Origin of the sequence: Butyricimonas sp. Marseille-P2440, from assembly GCF_900091675.1 — a bacterium.
GTDB classification, from domain to species: Bacteria; Bacteroidota; Bacteroidia; order Bacteroidales; family Marinifilaceae; genus Butyricimonas; species Butyricimonas synergistica.
The window spans coordinates 14,489-31,755 of sequence record NZ_LT594606.1; the positions used below are offsets into that span (position 1 = coordinate 14,489).

Annotated in this window: 14 protein-coding genes and 1 pseudogene; 11 read left to right on the forward strand and 4 right to left on the reverse strand. The window is 46.4% G+C overall.

Translation table 11 applies throughout. The features are described 5' to 3' along the window. Positions 1 to 42: 42 nt before the first annotated feature. A pseudogene (locus BN8899_RS00150) lies at positions 43 to 864 on the reverse strand (TIGR01777 family oxidoreductase); the annotation flags it as partial. Positions 865 to 1,022: 158 nt separating this feature from the next. Between BN8899_RS00150 and BN8899_RS00155 the strand changes: the two are divergent. Continuing rightward, the gene (locus BN8899_RS00155) at positions 1,023 to 1,799 is read left to right on the forward strand and encodes a glucose 1-dehydrogenase (RefSeq protein ID WP_197496235.1); all 777 of its coding nucleotides are present in this window, start codon (positions 1,023 to 1,025) and stop codon (positions 1,797 to 1,799) included. 178 nt (positions 1,800 to 1,977) lie between these two features. On the opposite strand, the gene BN8899_RS00160 is transcribed toward BN8899_RS00155, so the two are convergent. Next, positions 1,978 to 2,328: a DUF1622 domain-containing protein gene (locus BN8899_RS00160; RefSeq protein WP_051082743.1), complete on the reverse strand. Its 351-nt coding sequence runs from the start codon at positions 2,326 to 2,328 to the stop codon at positions 1,978 to 1,980. A gap of 130 nt (positions 2,329 to 2,458) precedes the next feature. On the opposite strand from BN8899_RS00160, the gene BN8899_RS00165 reads away from it, so the two are divergent. From BN8899_RS00165 to BN8899_RS00185, 5 genes are all read left to right on the forward strand, one after another. Beyond that, positions 2,459 to 4,426, forward strand: a complete 1,968-nt coding sequence (locus BN8899_RS00165) for an OPT family oligopeptide transporter (RefSeq protein WP_018338608.1) — start codon at positions 2,459 to 2,461, stop codon at positions 4,424 to 4,426. Between the two features lie 87 nt (positions 4,427 to 4,513). Beyond that, entirely contained in the window at positions 4,514 to 5,731 is a 1,218-nt protein-coding gene (gene pepT, locus BN8899_RS00170; RefSeq protein WP_065217817.1) for a peptidase T, read from the forward strand. 107 nt (positions 5,732 to 5,838) lie between these two features. Further along, the gene (locus tag BN8899_RS00175) at positions 5,839 to 6,690 is read left to right on the forward strand and encodes a GNAT family N-acetyltransferase (protein ID WP_065217991.1); all 852 of its coding nucleotides are present in this window, start codon (positions 5,839 to 5,841) and stop codon (positions 6,688 to 6,690) included. Positions 6,691 to 6,739: 49 nt separating this feature from the next. Next, a complete protein-coding gene (locus tag BN8899_RS00180; protein WP_065217818.1) occupies positions 6,740 to 7,588 on the forward strand; it encodes an AAA family ATPase in 849 nt (282 codons plus the stop codon). Positions 7,589 to 7,597: 9 nt separating this feature from the next. After that, positions 7,598 to 9,385: a cobaltochelatase CobT-related protein gene (locus BN8899_RS00185; protein ID WP_018338612.1), complete on the forward strand. Its 1,788-nt coding sequence runs from the start codon at positions 7,598 to 7,600 to the stop codon at positions 9,383 to 9,385. A gap of 73 nt (positions 9,386 to 9,458) precedes the next feature. Here the strand turns inward: BN8899_RS00185 and BN8899_RS00190 are convergent, their stop codons facing one another. Both BN8899_RS00190 and crcB read right to left on the reverse strand, forming a co-directional pair. Beyond that, positions 9,459 to 10,658 carry a C1 family peptidase gene (locus BN8899_RS00190; RefSeq protein ID WP_040371871.1) on the reverse strand — a complete coding sequence of 400 codons (1,200 nt, stop codon included), beginning with the start codon at positions 10,656 to 10,658 and terminating at the stop codon, positions 9,459 to 9,461. A 66-nt stretch (positions 10,659 to 10,724) separates the two neighbouring features. Beyond that, a complete protein-coding gene (gene crcB, locus BN8899_RS00195) occupies positions 10,725 to 11,105 on the reverse strand; it encodes a fluoride efflux transporter CrcB (protein ID WP_018338614.1) in 381 nt (126 codons plus the stop codon). Positions 11,106 to 11,233: 128 nt separating this feature from the next. Here crcB and BN8899_RS00200 point away from each other — a divergent pair, with 128 nt between their 5' ends. The 5 genes from BN8899_RS00200 to BN8899_RS00220 all read left to right on the forward strand — a co-directional run bounded on the left by BN8899_RS00200 (position 11,234) and on the right by BN8899_RS00220 (position 17,212). Beyond that, positions 11,234 to 13,339, forward strand: a complete 2,106-nt coding sequence (locus BN8899_RS00200; protein ID WP_018338615.1) for a M3 family metallopeptidase — start codon at positions 11,234 to 11,236, stop codon at positions 13,337 to 13,339. 117 nt (positions 13,340 to 13,456) lie between these two features. Then, the gene (locus BN8899_RS00205; protein WP_018338616.1) at positions 13,457 to 13,942 is read left to right on the forward strand and encodes a Dps family protein; all 486 of its coding nucleotides are present in this window, start codon (positions 13,457 to 13,459) and stop codon (positions 13,940 to 13,942) included. A gap of 119 nt (positions 13,943 to 14,061) precedes the next feature. Further along, on the forward strand, positions 14,062 to 15,144 hold the full coding sequence (gene mutY, locus BN8899_RS00210) for an A/G-specific adenine glycosylase (protein ID WP_065217819.1): 1,083 nt from the start codon (positions 14,062 to 14,064) through the stop codon (positions 15,142 to 15,144). A gap of 239 nt (positions 15,145 to 15,383) precedes the next feature. Next, positions 15,384 to 15,968: a sigma-70 family RNA polymerase sigma factor gene (locus BN8899_RS00215; protein WP_065217820.1), complete on the forward strand. Its 585-nt coding sequence runs from the start codon at positions 15,384 to 15,386 to the stop codon at positions 15,966 to 15,968. Between the two features lie 86 nt (positions 15,969 to 16,054). Continuing rightward, entirely contained in the window at positions 16,055 to 17,212 is a 1,158-nt protein-coding gene (locus tag BN8899_RS00220; protein ID WP_065217821.1) for a FecR family protein, read from the forward strand. Positions 17,213 to 17,267 lie beyond the last annotated feature (55 nt).

The window sequence follows — 17,267 nt, forward strand, 5'->3', positions numbered from 1 at the left end:
CCGTTTTTGTTGCTACTACTTTGCGGTTGCTATTCACTTATATAAGCTGGGCTTGCCGTTTTGGTACCCGGAAAAAGTCAGGGGAAATATTGATTTGCTTTGGTTTATCCATAGCAGATTATCTCCATATAGCACGCGAAAACAAAAGCGTGGAACGGTCACGGATGTCCAGGCATGACAAGCTTTTGCCACGGTACGAGTGAAGGCGTGCTGTGTGAGCCTTCCCGGTGACACTAGATTGACGACTCCCTCTATCAGCTTGTTTGCGATAATGAATGCCATCGCCCGACACAAATCATGGATACTGATCCACGGGAAAGGTTGTGTTCCCGGTGCGATGACCGTTGCAAATTTCATTTTCAAGGGAAGCAACATCTGTCTCATGACTCCCCCGTCGGGGGAAAGGACGATACCGAAACGGGTGATAACCAATCTCGTCGCCGGGGGACAATGCCGGGCTTCCTGTTCCCATGCTTCGCAAAGTTCCGGCAGAAAACCGTCCCCCCGTTTGCCCGTGTACTCGTCGTGTGTCCCTCCTGTCGGGTAGTACCCGACGGCGGATGCCGAAATCATCAATTCCGGTTTACGGGGGCAGGCGTTCAATGCTTTCGTGATGCTTCGTGTCACTTTGATACGGCTGTCCCGTAATTCTTTCTTATACGATGCGCTCCATCGTTTATTGATGGGTGCGCCCGCGAGGTTAATAACTACGTCACAGCGTGAAAGTGTTTGTACCAGTTGATCGAACTTTTTTTCTTGAAAGAATGACCTGTCCAGCGGGACAACCTCGTGTCCCGATCCCGAGAGTGATGTCGTGAGGTGTTTGCCGATAAAACCGCTGGCTCCGCTGATCGCTATGTTCATATCCCGTGAATTGTTGTTAATGTATGGTATGAAAACGTATTTCTTACACGGAAAGTTGCTTTCAAAGGATAAAATGAACCGGAAGGATGAACATTTTCGCTCTCGAGGGTAACCGAAAGAGGAGGAAAAGCGTAAGTTGTAAAAATAAAACAAAGAAAATGATGGATTTAAATAAAATGTTGAATTTGACGGGCATGGTGGCTCTCGTAACGGGTGGCGGTAATGGCATCGGGTGCGGGAGTGCACACGTTTTAGCCCAAGCGGGTGCCGACGTGGTGATCGGTGACGTGAATCTGGCAGACGCCGAGGTTGTAGCGGAAGATATACGGTCGATGGGACACCGGGCGTTGGCGGTGAAATGTGACGTGACGAGAGATGCGGATTTGATGAACCTCGTGCAGCGCACGATTATGGAGTTCGGGAAGTTGAATATCCTGGTGAATAACGTGGGTGTCGGCGGGGGAGGAAAAGAGAATCCTTTTCGCGTGACAGAAGAGTATTTCGAGCGTATATTTAAAGTGAATGTCTTTAGTACTTGGCGATTGTGCCAGTTGGCTGTGCCTTACATGAAACAGGCTGGCTACGGCTCAATCGTGAATATAACTTCCATGGCGAGTATCAACCGGAGTCCGGGCATGAGTGCTTACGCCTCGTCGAAAGCGGCGTTGAACCACATGACGGCGAATCTGGCAATGGACTTCGGACCGGACGTGCGGATAAATGCCGTGGGTCCGGGTGCGGTGGAAACGCGAGCCCTGGAATCGGTGTTGACTCCAGAGATTGAGGAAAAGATGCTGGCACACACGCCCATCAAGCGATTGGGTGAAATAGACGATATTGCCGGAGCCGTGCTTTTCTTTGCCGCCCCTATTTCCGGTTGGGTCACGGGACAGGTATTGTTCGTGAATGGCGGCGGGGTTCAGACGCTGGATTAGGGAAAAAAGGGGCGGAATTCGTGTTTGGTGGTTCCGCCCAATATGTTGACAGTGGAATCTTAATGAGGTTTACTTTGAGCTCGATTCTTTTCTTTAAGTGTATCCGGGATAAGATGAAGAACTTCTGTATCTAATTGAAAATAAGCATGTATGCAAACAAGAGTCAATAAAAAGCCATCTAGTTCGTTTCTTTCTGTGATTGCAATTCCCGGATCTCTTTGTTAAGAAAGATGGAGAGAACGGTGCGTAGGACGACAATGCCGCCGAGGATGGCTAACTCGTTCAGGCCGGGTTCCAACACGGTTTTGAGTATATCGGATGCGATCAGAAATTCAAGTCCAAGAAGAAGATAAGTCCCCAAGTCTGCTCGGAGTTCACGAGTGGCAGTGAAAGAATATTGCCCCGTAATTCTTCGGGCTTCGTTGCGTAAAAAGGCACAGAAGGCGATAACCGCCCCGTAGATGACAATAATCAGACTGATGATGCTGATCGCCGTGGAAAGTATTTCCAGATAGTGCATGATTTTCATGATGTTGAGTTTATATCTATGGTTAAAAATACGGAATCGTTTGAGAAAGGTTGTTGCAATCTCCGTTTTTTCGTTAAAATCGTTATCTTTGGGGGCAGTATAAAAATAAATCATTTACTCATAATAAAAGATGGAGCAAGAAAACAAACAAATGAATTCACTCCCGGATAATGCTTACCGGGAACTCGCCCCGGGCGAGGAGTACAAGCCGATGATGCCGGCTAACACGAATCCCAAGGAGGTGACGCCTTACTCGGTGACGTTCGGTATTATCATGGCGATTATTTTTTCCGCGGCAGCCGCTTACCTGGGGCTGAAAGTGGGGCAGGTGTTCGAGGCAGCTATCCCGATTGCTATTATTGCCGTTGGTGTGGGCAACATGATGGGCAAGAAGAATATGCTCGGGCAGAACGTGATTATTCAGTCTATTGGAGCAAGTTCAGGCGTGGTGGTGGCGGGAGCCATTTTCACTTTGCCGGCTCTTTATATCCTGGGATTGGAAGCCCAGTTTTATCAAGTGTTCCTTTCATCTCTGTTCGGGGGATTCTTGGGCATTTTGCTGTTGATTCCTTTCCGGAAGTATTTCGTGAAAGATATGCACGGGAAGTATCCTTTCCCGGAAGCGACGGCAACGACCGAGGTGCTGGTGTCCGGCGAGAAAAAAGGTAACCAGGCGAAGTTGTTGGCGGTAAGCGGGCTTATCGGAGGTTTGTATGATTTCTGCGTGAGTACGTTCGGTTGGTGGGCTGAAGGGATCTCTACCCGTTTGATGGGGTGGGGTGAGATGCTTGCCGACAAAGTGAAAGTGGTATTCAAGATTAACACGGGTGCAGCTGTACTCGGTTTAGGATATATTATTGGTTTGAAATACGCGGCTATTATTTGTGCCGGATCTTTCACCGTGTGGTTCGTGTTGATTCCTTTTATCAGCCATTTTGCCGACGGGCAGACGTTGGCTGTCGGAGAGGGTGTCACGATGCTTTTGAGAGATATGAGCCCGGAACAGATATTCACGAATTACGCCCGTCATATCGGTATCGGTGGTATCGCTATGGCTGGGGTAATCGGTATCATCCGTTCATCCAGTATTATCAAACAGGCGTTGGGCTTGGCGGTGAGCGAGCTTGGCGGTAAGAAAAATATCGAGGGAAGCGTGGAGCGTACGCAAAGAGATCTTTCCATGCGGTTGATTCTCTCTGGCGTGATCTCTATTTTGATTGCTACATTCGTGTTCTTCCAATTTGGTGTGTTAGGAAATCTGATGCACACGATCATCGCTACCTTGATTGTGTTTATTATCTCTTTCCTGTTCACGACTGTAGCGGCTAACGCTATCGCTATCGTGGGTTCCAACCCGGTGTCCGGTATGACGTTGATGACGTTGATTCTGAGTTCGCTGGTGTTGGTGAGTGCTGGATTGAGTGGGACTAGCGGAATGATGGCTGCCATGATTATCGGTGGTGTGGTTTGTACTGCGTTGTCGATGGCGGGTGGTTTTATCACGGACTTGAAGATCGGTTACTGGCTGGGTACGACTCCCGCTAAACAGGAGGGATGGAAGTTCCTGGGAACTGCCGTTTCTGCCGCCACGATTGCCGGTGTGATGATGGTATTGAACAAAACTTACGGTTTCGTGGGTGACGGGGCTTTGGTTGCCCCGCAGGCAAACGCTATGGCTGCCGTGATTAAACCGTTGATGGAAGGTGGCGCAACCCCGTGGTTGTTGTATTTTGCAGGTGCCGTTTTGGCATTGATCCTGACTATGATAGGGGTTCCCGCCCTGGCTTTCGCATTGGGTATGTTTATCCCGCTGGATTTGAATACGCCGTTGTTGATTGGTGGTATCGTAAGTTGGTATGTAGGAAGCCGCAGCAAGGACGAGAACGTGAATAAGGCTCGCCGTGAACGCGGTACATTGATAGCTTCCGGATTTATTGCCGGTGGTGCATTGATGGGTGTGATTAGTGCTATATTGAAATTTGCCGGACTTGATTGGTTCATGGGATGGAGCGGAGCCGAGATGCTGGCAGTAGTGATGTATATCCTAATCATCGTTTACTTCATCTATGATTCGATGAAAGCTAAGCTAACGGATTAATTGGCGATTTATGATTTACGATTGAAGATTTCGATCTTCTCGTAAATCATAATCTAAATGAAATCATAAATCAAAAATATAGATAAGATGGATTTGAAAGATCGTTTTTTGAAATACGTGAGTTTCGACACGCAGAGTGACGAGGCAAGCGAAACATTTCCGTCTACCGAAAAACAGAAAGTATTGTTGAGGTACTTGGTAGAGGAGATGAAAGGACTCGGGTTGACCGAGGTGGAGATGGACGAACATAGTTACGTGATGGGAACTATTCCCGCTACACCGGGATATGAAGATCGTCCGGTGATCGGGTTTATCTCTCACGTGGACACCAGTCCGGATATGAGTGGGGCAAATATTAAGCCGCAGATCATCGAGAATTATGACGGAACGGATATTCGCTTGAACGAGAACTTGATGATGACCGTGAAGGATTTCCCTGAGTTGTCGGCATTCAAGGGACACACGTTGATTACCACGGACGGGACTACCTTGTTGGGTGCGGATGATAAGGCGGGAATAGCCGAGATCATAACGGCTGCCGAGTACCTGATGGCTCACCCGGAGATTAAACATGGTAAGATTCGTATCGGTTTCACTCCCGACGAGGAAGTGGGACGCGGTGTGGATTATTTCAACGTGGAGAGATTCGGTGCTAAATTCGCTTACACGATAGACGGCGGTTTCGAGGGAGAGTTGGAATACGAGAATTTCAATGCGGCGAGTGCCAGAGTGGTTATCCAAGGACGTAACGTACACCCGGGATACGCGAAAGACAAGATGATTAATGCCTTGCAAGTGGCTGCCGAGGTCAATAGCCTGTTGCCGGCGTGGGAACGTCCGGAACACACGGACGGGTACGAGGGATTCTATCATCTCGTGGGTCTGAGTGGTTCAGTGGAAAATGCTGAGATCAATTATATTATCCGCGACCATATCCGTGAGAAGTTTGAAGCCAAAAAGCAATTTATCACGAAAACCGTGGAGTTGTTGACGAAGAAATATGGTGAAGACGTGTTGACTTTGATATTGAAAGATCAATATTACAACATGCGCGAGATGGTGGAACCGCATCCGGAAGTGATCGAGAAGGCTTTCGAGGCTATGACTCAAGCCGGGGTGACCCCGATCGTGCGTCCTATACGCGGAGGTACCGACGGGGCACGTTTGTCCTACATGGGATTGCCTTGCCCGAACCTGTTCACTGGAGGTATGAATTTCCACGGGAAATTTGAATATTGTTCCTTGAATACGATGCATAAAGCAATGCAAACGATCCTGAATTTGGCTCAACTTTGGGCGAAGTAAGATTTTGGGGGATAACATGATAGAAGCACTTGGAATTTCACGATTTCAAGTGCTTTTATTTTGAGGAGATTGCAAGATTGCTTATTTTTAATGCAAAATATGAAAATATGGAAATTAAATCATTGGAAAATACGAGCTTCGACGAGTTGTTTGAGGCATTCGAGAAGGCTTTTGCCGATTATGAAATTCAACTGAATAAGGCGGAACTCGTGACTATGTTGAAACGGCGTGGTTTTGACCCGAGGCTTTCTTTTGCGGCGTTCGACGGGGATCAGATTGTTGCGTTCACCTGTAATGGAATCGGGGATTTTTACGGGACTTCAATGGCTTACGACACGGGAACCGGAACGCTGAAGGATTATCGGGGAAGGGGTTTGGCTACACGAATATTTGAATATTCTATTTCTTATTTAAGGGAAGCGGGGATAAAAGAATATTTGTTGGAAGTGTTGCAGCATAACACGGGAGCCGTTTCCGTGTACAGAAAATTGGGGTTCGAGGTGACACGCGAGTTTTATTACTTCAGACCGGAGAGTGGGCAGATCAACCGAGAAATGAAGGCTATCGATGGCCCTTATTCGTTACAACCGATCGATATTAACGAGTATGAAGTGATACCCGGTTTCTGGGATTTCAAGCCTTCGTGGCAAAATAGCTTCGATGCTATTAACCGGGTGCCCGAGGATTTCGTTTGCCTGGGTGTTTTCATGGAAAGCAAGCTTGTCGGTTACGGGGTCTTTGAACCGATGTCCGGGGATGTTACCCAGATAGCAGTGGACAAGGAATATCGACGTAAAGGTATCGGTTCGTTGCTGTTCCAAAAGATGTTGGAGTGCAATAAATATAGTTCTATCAAGATCGTGAATACGGAGGTTTCTTGCGATTCGATTACTGCTTTCCTCAAGTCAAGGAATATCGAACCGACGGGAAAACAGTTTGAGATGATAAAGAAGTTGTGAGAATTTAAAAGTGTTAACTTTGGCGGTAAATTTAGTAGATAAATAAAGCATGACAAATAGTACGTATGTAGCCGGACAAGCTACTCTCTTTCCTTTTACACCCCCGAAACATTCGGAGGACTTGTGTATTCCCGTGCAGACGTGGGAGTTTATGTGCCACACGCTATACTTGAAGCGGTATCCTTTTCTGCTCGGACCTAAAGGATGTGGGAAATCATCCATAGCCAAAGAATTGGCGAGTGCCATGGGAATGGATTATTTCGCCTTCGATATGGGACAAGCCTTCAAACCGAAAAAGATGTTCGTGGGCGGATTGATTATCGGTGATGACGGAAAGACCAAGGCGGTGCGCTCGGAGTTCTTCAAGGCTTTCGTGTCAACGAAACCGACATTGATTTTTCTTGACGAGTTGACCCGTACACCGATGGTGGCTGCGAATTTTCTGATGACGATCCTCGATAGGCAACAGTCTTATATTTATGACGAGGATTCCGGGAAACGCTATAATAAAGGGGAGAACGTGTTGTTCGTGGCTGCTGGTAACGTGGGATTCGCTTACGTGTCCACGCAGCGGTTAGACACGGCTTTCGAGGATCGTTTTATCAAAATCCGGCTGAATTATCTTACCGCAACGGAAGAAGCCGATTTGATCCGGGCTCGCTTCCCGAAAGTATCCCGTGATGCGGCTATCCAACTGGCTCGGGTGGCTGAAATATTGCGTTTGGCGGAACAGAAGGAAACCTTATCCGTGTCGCTTTCTACCCGGCAGGTGTTGGATGCGGCGGCGTATATGCCTTTGGGGTATAGGTTGAGCGAGGTGATCGAGCGGGTGATCCTCACGAACTATGTAATCACGGGCGAGGAAACGATTGCCCGCTCGTTGATACAGACCCTTTAATTGGACGACATGGATTTCCGGCGGATAGAAGAAATATATGATGAACAGTTTATTGATCGGGATTGGTGGGGTGATTTCCCGACTGCCCGTAATTTGCTGGATCGGGATTTAGGAACGACCGATATATTGAAGTTGGTTCCGGTATGTGCCAAGATTGCTTATCACATCACGGGAGAGATTCCTAAAATGGTGCTTTCGAACAGGGTGCCCGCCTTGTCAATGAACCCGAAGCATATTGCTTTGAATTTGAAATTACTCCGTTTCGAGATTTCGGATGAAACCCGGGTATTTGTCTTTTTCGGGTATTTCGTGCACGAGCTGGCTCACTGGATTTACACGGGAAAAGATATTGCCGGATTGGACGAGAAGGATTTGCTTTATACCCCGATGCACTATGACATGATCCATTTCATCGAGGATCGGCGGGTAGAATCCAAGCTGGTAAAGGATTTTCCAGGGTATCATTACTATTTGTATGCCGCCCGGAAGTTGGGACTTGCCATGGGACTGAATATCGTGGAATCCCGCATGGGGTATTACGGGGGACAGAGTGATGACGGTTTTCACCGGGGAGGTGACGGCTCGGAGGCTCTCTATGACTATATCTGCACCAAGATATTATATCCTAATCTGTTGGACGAGAGCAGTTATATGCGGGCAGTCTTGGATTTTCCCGGTAATGACGTGAAGGTAAGGCAAGTAAACGCCATATTGAAGGGGATTAAGAGTTATGCCGACTTGACTTACAAAGAGGTGGTCTGGTATGCCGGGGCATTGGCTGATTTGTTCCATGATAAGGAGGTTTGCCCGGATAATTTCTTCTTGCAGGAGATGAAGAAGGCGATGAAGGGAATCGAGGATTTCAAGACGGATAAGCAGATCAAGATGGCGGAAACGGTGATCCGGGATTTGCGGACGACGTTGAACGAGAATACCGTGTTTTCCCCGCAGTTGTTCGTGAGTTCGGAACGTTCCAAGCTGGAATGGAAGGGTTCGTTAGGCGTGTGTGACCGATTGGTGGAAGTGGATGCGGAAGTGACGGAAGTTTCTGATGATATATTGAACCGGGCAAAAGGGTTGGCTGCCAAAATACAATTGAGTCTAGCCATGTTTTCCGGGAAGATGGATAGGACAAGGGTAATATACGAGCAGGATTCGGGGGAATTGGATGAGGACGAATTGTATCAGTCCCGCTATAACCGAAATATTTTTTTCGAGGAGGTAATGGCTCCTTCGGCAATTTTGGAAGTAGTTATCCTGTTGGATCTTTCCGGTTCCATGTGCACGAAAGATAAAATCCCTTTGCAGATAGAAATATCAGCCGGGTTGGCTTTGGCTTTCAACAAGTACCCGAATGTCGTGTATTATTCCATCTACGGGCATCGCTGTGGGGATGACGGGATCGAGATTACCCGTTTCCATGACCGGGGCGAGAAATTGCAGCTTGGGAAGTTGTTCTCGCAACAGGCATTGAACGCCAATGCCGACGGGTATGCCATGTTGTATTGCTTTGATAAATTCAAATCTGACGCAAAGAATAAATTGTTCCTTATGATTTCCGATGGAGCACCTTCTGCCACGGGATATGACGGAGAGGATGCCCGAGAGCACGTGTGGGTCGTGGTGCAGGAAGCCAAAAAGCGAGGAATAGAGGTCTTGTCTATCGGAATAGATAATTTCGATCAGGCGGATATGTACGAGGAGTTTATCCCTTATTCCGGTCCGGAGATCACGACAAAAATATCCCAATGGATTCGTAAAAAGTTTATGTCGATGGCGGATGACAATTCGTTTTGAATTGTAATTAGGAATAAAGTAATAAAGTCCATAGAACTATTCTATGGACTTTATTACTTTATAGGTTGTAGGATTATAAACCCAATTTCTTACGGATAGCTTTCGGGATAGCATCTTTGTGAACCATGATTGCTACCGTTTGCAGACGGCAGAAAGGTTCGGACATGTAGAGGTAACCGCCGAAATCGCTTCTTTCCTCACCCCATGAATTTTTCGTTTTATAATACAGAGTTCCGTTTTGATCTTTGAGCAATCCGGTGATATGCATCAAATGGTCGTCCGTGGTTTGGCGGTTGTTGAATTTGAATTGACGTTTTGCATCATCCACTTTCATTTCCGGTACAGGGGATTCGAAAGATTGTATCTTATTTTTTCTTTCTTTTTCACTGAGGGTAGTCCATTTGTCGATCTCGGCGTTGATCATTTCTTCCGGGTTATCCGTCGGGAGAATAGCCAATCCGCTGGAATGGTTGAATCCGTTGTGGCTTACGTCGCCATCCCAACAAACGGTGTAACCGTTTTTGAGGGCGTTGTTCATCACTTCCATGAGTTCGTCGATCGGCAAGTTGTAGTACTGTCCGTGCAGCCAGTTGTCTGGGATGGGAAGTACCGTGGCTTGATAGAACGGGAAAGCCTCGAAGGACGTGAGTTCCACGTAATCGTCAAGGTTCAGGTCTAATGATTGGGCAAAACTTTGTGGCGTGTATTCTTTTCCCTCGTAAGTGAAAGTTTCGGGCGTATCGCCAAGATACGATTCGATGTATCTCATAAAGCCTTTTGTCCACACGGGAGTAATCTGGCGGTTCGGGTTTTTGTTGACCCCGTCAAGGATACCTTGCAGGGCTTCTACCATTTCAGCATGAATGTGAAAATCCCGCCCGTATTGTAGTCCGGTGTACACTTCTTCCGGAACAATACCGTATTTCTTGATCACGTGAATCACGTCGTGGGCTTGTCCACCTTCGCTGAAATTGGTCTTCCCGTGAAATTGAACGTAACGCAAACCTTTTTCAAAGTAAGCGTTTTTGGCAACGTAAAGTTCTGCCAGATCGTAGACCGGTTTCCCTTTGCGTAATAATTCTGATTCAAGGAATGAAAGAGCCGCGTAATCCCAGCAAGTGCCGACGCTTTGTTGATTCTTTACTGGGGTTGTTTTTAAATCGGCAACTGTCGTGAATTGATAGCCGGAACGAGGTCCGCCTTTTTGGGCGAATAAGGTCGTGCTGATTGCGGAAAGCAAAACGACCAAGCATAAAGATAGATGTCTAATCATATTTGAGTTATTTTTAGCATTTTTGTTCGATCACAAAGCTAACGAAAATTCTTCACGGGCTAAATTTTATTTGGATAAACTTTGCATCAGGTAGTAGCCGGTCCATGTTGCAGCGAGCCCAAGTACCACGCTTAACCCGATATTAAGGGAAAGTAAAAAATAGGCTTTCGTGCTCAATAATTGCAGGTTATCCAACGAGAAAGTGGAAAAAGTGGTGAAACTCCCGCAGAAGCCGACAGCCAGTAACAGGCGATGATTGTTCGTGAGAATATTGGCATGGGTTAATAATCCGGCGATGATGCCCATGAGAAAGCAGCCCGCGATGTTCACGATAAAAACTCCTATCGGGAACGCGGTATCGAAATTCTTTTGGATAAAACCACTTAACCAGTAACGGGAAACCCCGCCGAACATGGAACCGAGCGCAACAAACAATAGATTACTCATGTTATTTTTATAGATGGATAAAAAAATCTTTTCATCGCAAAATTAATGCTTTGTAGCGGATAATCTATATCTTTACCTTGTTTTTTGGATTTGTGTAGAAGAAGCGTTTAAAATATAAATTATCATCTATGAAAAAAAGAGTTATATTACTTTTGAGTGTTACCGCTTTGGTCGCCTCTTGCAAAGAGGGAGCCAGGCAGACGGAGAATCCGTTGATGCAGAAATTTGAAACCCCGTTTCAAGCTCCGCCTTTCGATAAGATCAAATTGGCTGATTACAAGCCAGCTTTCGAGGAAGGGATGAAACAGCATAAAGCTGAAATCGAGGCAATCGTGAATAACCCGGAGGCTCCGACTTTCGAGAACACGATCGTGGCTCTCGACCAATCCGGGAAATTATTGAACCAGACGTCAGCTATCTTTTTCAATCTTTGTGAGGCTGTCACGAGTGACGAAATGCTGGCTTTGGCAATGGAGATCAGTCCGGCTGTTACTGCCCACGGGGACGAAATTAACATGAACCCGAAGCTTTTTGCCCGAATCAAGGCGTTGTATGATAAAAAAGAGTCATTAGGATTGGATTCTTTGGCATCGCGCACGTTGGAGAAATACTATAATGATTTCGTTCGAGGGGGGGCTAACCTGAATGATGAAGACAAAGCTAAGTTGATGAAAATTAACGGCGAATTGTCCAAGTTGAGTTTACAATACGGCAATAACCTGTTGAAGGAGACGAATGCTTTCACGTTGGTCATTGATAATGCCAAGGATTTGGAAGGACTTTCCGATAATGCAATAGCTTCAGCAGCGGCAGAAGCAAAGAACAGAGGCATGGAAGGGAAATGGGTATTCACGGTGCAAAAACCGAGTATGCTTCCTTTCCTGACGTATGCAAAGAACCGTGATTTGAGAGAGAAGTTGTATAAAGGTTACTACATGCGGGCGAACAATGATAACGTTAATGATAATAAGGCGGTGCTTGCTCAAATGGTAAATTTGAGAACCGAGAAAGCCAAATTGTTGGGCTTCGATACTTATGCCGCTTATGTAATTGACGTGAATATGGCAAAGACGCCGGAAGCCGTGCATTCTTTCTTGGAAAGAGTATGGACTCCCGCGTTGAAAGTTGCCAAGCAAGAATTGGCTGAAATGCAAAAGATCGCGGACAAGGAAGGCATGAAAGAAAAGTTGGAGAGTTGGGATTGGTGGTATTATGCCGAGAAACTCCGGAAACAGAAATATGACTTGGACGAGTCCGAGATGATGCCTTACCTGAAACTCGAGAATGTGCGTGACGGCATGTTCGAGGTCGCGAATAAACTTTACGGGATCACGTTGGAGAGACGTACGGATATACCCTTGTATCACCCGGAAGTGGAAACTTACGAGGTGAAGGATGTGGACGGTAGTTCTTTAGGAATCCTTTACCTGGATTATTTCACTCGTGCGAGTAAGTCTGCCGGGGCGTGGATGACAGAGTTCCGTCATTACACGAAAGAAAACGGTAAGGAAGAGATGCCGTTGGTATCCGTGGTGTATAATTTCTCACCTGCCGTGGGCGATGCTCCCGTACTGTTGACTTGGGACGACACGGAAACGATGTTCCACGAATTCGGTCACGCTCTGCACGGCTTCTTTACTCGTGGCGATTATCAGCGTATAGCCGGAACGATACCTCACGATATGGTGGAGTTGCCGTCACAGGTTATGGAAAACTGGGCGAGTGAACCGGAAGTATTGAAAATGTACGCTAAGCATTACCAGACGGGTGAACCGATGCCGGATGCGTTAATCAAAAAGATTCAGGAGAGCGGGCATTTCAACCAAGGGTTTGCCACAGTAGAATATGTTGCCGCAGCATTGTTGGATATGGATTGGTATTCTCAAGCCACGATACAAGAGTTCGACGTGAATGCATTCGAGAAAGCTTCGATGGATAAATACGGTTTGATTAAAGAAATCTTGCCTCGTTACCGTACAACGTATTTCTCGCACATCTTTGACGGGGGATATTCTGCCGGTTACTACGTGTATCTTTGGGCTGAAGTGTTGGATGCCGATGCGTTCCAAGCCTTCAAGGCTTCCGGAGATATTTATAACAAAGAGTTGGCTGCAAAATTCCGGAAATATATTTTGTCTGAAGGAGGGTATGACGATCCTATGGGACAATATATTAAATTCCGGGGGCAACAACCGTCCGAGGAGCCGCTTTTGATGAAAAGAGGTTTAAAATAGCCCTTGATCATCTAGGGATAAATAAAATAAAACGACCGGTATGAAACATTATCGGTCGTTTTTCGTTTCTATAGATGTTTACAATGAAATACAAAGAACTTTTAAATATTTATAGTTATGATGAAAGGAAATATTGGTTTAGACGCCGCGATGATCAAATCAAGCAAGACGATTTTAAATAACTTACTTGCCGATCATTTTGTTTTACTTGCTAAAACATGGAATTACCATTGGAATATGAAAGGTGCAAGCTTTAGATCTTATCACACATTCCTGGAAGATCTTTACAATGGTTTGATTGAAGATATAGATAGCATAGCCGAACGTGTTCGTGACTTGGACGAGCGTCCTATTGGTTCCTTGAAAGGATGCCTGGAACGCAACCGTATCAAAGAGCAAGACGAGGAAAAGCCGCTTCCCGATGCAAAAGGTATGTTAGCCGCTTTGTTGGATGACAATGCGGAAGTGATACGTCAGATTCGTTCTGACTTGGAGACGATGGATAAGGAAGGGTCAAAGGATTTCGGAACATCCAATTTCTTGGAAGATATGATTGAGAAAAAGGAAAAAGTAACTTGGATGATCCGTGCACATTTGGAATAAGGATAGATTTTTATGTTATGAGTGAATGGAAAGGGACTGCCTGAAAAGGTGGTCTCTTTTTTGTTGCCCGAATAGGATACCGATGTTTTTTGTATCTTCGTACCCGATAATTTGGCGATATGGAAGATAGAGAGATTAGCGGTATTTTAATTCACTGGTACGGGAAAAACAAGCGGGAATTACCGTGGCGGGAAACGAATGATCCTTACCTGATATGGATTTCGGAGATTATATTGCAGCAAACCCGGGTGGTGCAGGGGTTGGATTATTTCAATCGTTTCGTGCGGCGCTTTCCGGATGTGCGTTCCCTTGCCGTGGCGGATGAGGATGAGGTGATGAAATACTGGCAAGGATTGGGGTATTACAGTCGTGCCCGGAACCTGCACGCCGCGGCGAAGCAAATCATGTCTTCTTGCGGGGGAATGTTCCCGCGGACGAGAGAAGGCGTTCTGGCGCTGAAAGGAGTGGGGGACTACACGTCAGCGGCAATCTGTTCTTTCGCTTACAGGCAACCCTATGCCACGGTGGATGGTAACGTGTACCGGGTGTTGGCCCGGCTTTTTGACATTGATACGCCAATTGACAGCGGGGAAGGGAAAAAGTATTTCACGGAGTTGGCACAATCTTTACTGGATGAACGCCGTCCCGATCTTTTCAACCAGGCAATGATGGAATTCGGGGCTTTGCAGTGTGTGCCGAAATCGCCCGATTGCACCCGTTGCCCTTTGAACGGAAAGTGCTTGGCTCAGGCTTCCGGACGGGTGGAACGATTGCCCGTGAAAGGCGGGAAAACCACGGTAAAATCCCGTTATTTTAATTATTTGCATATCCATGGTTGTGGGAGAACTTTACTTGCCAAACGTACTGGAAATGATATCTGGCGTAATCTCTACGAGTTTCCGCTGGTGGAAACAATGTCTTCTGTCTCTTGGGGCGAATTGCAGCAAGTACCTGAATTTGGTATGTTATTTGACGGAATGGAAGGTGTTAGCGTGAAACGGGAGTTCGTGGCTAAAAAACACGTGCTATCTCACCGGGTAATCTACGCCGTGTTTTACGAGATTCTGGTAGATTCTTTTTCTCCTGCCATGCGAAAGTACCTTCTGGTGCCGGATGCGGAGGTAGGTAATTATGCGGTATCCCGTCTCGTGCAATGTTATTTGGAGGGGATAGGAGATGTTTGCGCCCCCATTGGTCTATAGATACGCTACCTTATAAACCAATTATGAACGAATCATAAACGAATCATGAACGCAAATTTACGTTTATGCTACGTTTATGGTTCGTTCATAATTGGTTTTTGGGGGCGGGCAAGGGGCAAGCAACGGTTAGGCAATTGTAGTTCGGATGTGGGCAAGAGATTGCGGGAAAAAGTAGTGTCGATAAATAAATTTTTTCTTTTTTGATGTATCACTGGTGAAAAAGATTTATTTTTGTGTTGATGCGAAAGGATGATCGAGATATACTTGATAGATTCATAAAGAATCGTAAGGAGGGAATTCGGATGTTGTTCGATCGTTACTATCGTCCTTTGGTGTTGTATGCCGGGACATTGATTAGTGACGACACGATGGCGGAAGATCTCGTCCAAGAGTTTTTCGTGCGTTTGTGGGAAGACGATTATCTTGAGCGTATCAGGAGCAAGGCTCTTAGTTCTTATCTTTTTTCTTCCGTTCGCAATAGTTGTTATACTTACTTGCACAAGAACGATGTGCTGCGAGCCCGGGTGGATTACATGTCTGTCGATGTGGCAGCTGATTCGGCTGCTTTATTGAGCCAGGAAATCGTGGACCGGGTGAATGCCGTGATTGCCCGGATGCCCGAGCAAACGGGACGTGTGTTGAATTGCGTGTTAATGCGGGATATGAAATACCAAGATACAGCCGATGAATTGCAGGTTTCTTTGAATACGGTGAAAACTTTGATGCGTAATGGTATGCGTGTTTTGAGGGAGGAGTTGCGGGGAGAGCAAGAGCTGATTATGTTGTTTATCGCTATAGCTTCTCCTGAAGTTACCCAAGAGTGAAAAGTTATATTTTTTGCAAAAAAAATCTTGTCTCATTCACCCGTTTTGATTTTTATTTAGTCCTACTTGTAGAAAAATAAACTAGTATGGCTATATCGGATTATATAGAAGATTTAATTTACCGGGTCTTGGCAGGGGATGCGAGCGAAGAGGAGCGGCAGGTGTTCGAGGAATGGGTACGAGAGAACGAGGAGCATCGATTGTTTTTCCGGGAGGTTGAGCGGGCTTGGTACACCGGAAAGTATTCCGTGAAATGGAGGAACGTGGAAGAAAGTGCGGCATGGCAAGCGGTAGAACATAAGCGGGAGAGTCGGCGTCGAAAACGGATAATACGTATTGGTTGGAGTGTGGCGGCGGCTATTGTGTTACTGCTGGGGATGACGTGGGTGTTTTTCCCTTCGGGAAAGAAGACGCCTGTCGTGGCGGTGCAGTCTGTGGTAAAGCCCGGGGGGGCGAAGGCGGTATTGGTGTTGTCGACGGGAGTGCAGGTCGTTTTGGGAAGCGAACGGGCAGATACGATCCAGGAAAAGGGTTTCTCTATTTTGAACGTGGCGGACTATATAGATTATAGTCGAAAAGATAGCGTGGCATTGGGACGCCCGGTTTACAATGAATTGCGAGTTCCAACCGGGGGAGAGTTTCGTTTGGTGCTTGCCGACGGGACAGTGGTTTACATGAATTCGGAGTCTAGATTGAAATATCCCGTGCGTTTCACAGGTGATAAGCGGTTAGTGGAATTGGAAGGAGAGGCTTATTTTGACGTGTCTCGGGATGAAGTGCATCCTTTTGTGGTTCGCACGGAACGATTAGATGTGACAGTACTGGGTACTGGGTTTAACGTGATGGCATACAAGAAGGGGGCTCGCACGGAAGTTACTTTGGTAAGCGGGAGTGTGGATGTGACGAGTGGGAAAATTAGCGAGGTGTTGACCCCAAACCACCAGTTCGTGATGAATAACGAGAGCCGGGAGTACGAGGTGAAAACCGTGAACGTGGACACGTATGTCGATTGGAAGAACGGCATTTTGAATTTTGACGCAATGCCGTTGGATGAACTGGCTGACAAATTGGGACGTTGGTACGAGGTGAGTTTCTTTTTCAGCAAGGAGAGTTTGAAACAGTTGAAGTTTACGGGTGCTTTCCGAAAATACAACGATATCGACTATATCCTTTTTTTGATAGAGTCAACCACGAATGTAACTTTTAAAGTGAATGGGAATGTAATTACAGTTAACGAGAAATAAAGTTTAAAATCACTTCTGACGGGAATAAAATACCGGAAAGTGTTGGGAGCACGAT

What these genes read in the sequence shown, in the direction of transcription:
- pepT (WP_065217817.1), top strand. Translation starts at nt 4,514, where the DNA reads ATGGATTTGAAAGATCGTTTTTTGAAATACGTGAGTTTCGACACGCAG.
- BN8899_RS00215 (WP_065217820.1), top strand. Translation starts at nt 15,384, where the DNA reads ATGCGAAAGGATGATCGAGATATACTTGATAGATTCATAAAGAATCGT.
- mutY (WP_065217819.1), top strand. Translation starts at nt 14,062, where the DNA reads ATGGAAGATAGAGAGATTAGCGGTATTTTAATTCACTGGTACGGGAAA.
- BN8899_RS00155 (WP_197496235.1), top strand. Translation starts at nt 1,023, where the DNA reads ATGATGGATTTAAATAAAATGTTGAATTTGACGGGCATGGTGGCTCTC.
- BN8899_RS00190 (WP_040371871.1), bottom strand. Translation starts at nt 10,658, where the DNA reads ATGATTAGACATCTATCTTTATGCTTGGTCGTTTTGCTTTCCGCAATC.
- BN8899_RS00200 (WP_018338615.1), top strand. Translation starts at nt 11,234, where the DNA reads ATGAAAAAAAGAGTTATATTACTTTTGAGTGTTACCGCTTTGGTCGCC.
- crcB (WP_018338614.1), bottom strand. Translation starts at nt 11,105, where the DNA reads ATGAGTAATCTATTGTTTGTTGCGCTCGGTTCCATGTTCGGCGGGGTT.
- BN8899_RS00165 (WP_018338608.1), top strand. Translation starts at nt 2,459, where the DNA reads ATGGAGCAAGAAAACAAACAAATGAATTCACTCCCGGATAATGCTTAC.
- BN8899_RS00220 (WP_065217821.1), top strand. Translation starts at nt 16,055, where the DNA reads ATGGCTATATCGGATTATATAGAAGATTTAATTTACCGGGTCTTGGCA.
- BN8899_RS00160 (WP_051082743.1), bottom strand. Translation starts at nt 2,328, where the DNA reads ATGAAAATCATGCACTATCTGGAAATACTTTCCACGGCGATCAGCATC.
- BN8899_RS00180 (WP_065217818.1), top strand. Translation starts at nt 6,740, where the DNA reads ATGACAAATAGTACGTATGTAGCCGGACAAGCTACTCTCTTTCCTTTT.
- BN8899_RS00185 (WP_018338612.1), top strand. Translation starts at nt 7,598, where the DNA reads ATGGATTTCCGGCGGATAGAAGAAATATATGATGAACAGTTTATTGAT.
- BN8899_RS00205 (WP_018338616.1), top strand. Translation starts at nt 13,457, where the DNA reads ATGATGAAAGGAAATATTGGTTTAGACGCCGCGATGATCAAATCAAGC.
- BN8899_RS00175 (WP_065217991.1), top strand. Translation starts at nt 5,839, where the DNA reads ATGGAAATTAAATCATTGGAAAATACGAGCTTCGACGAGTTGTTTGAG.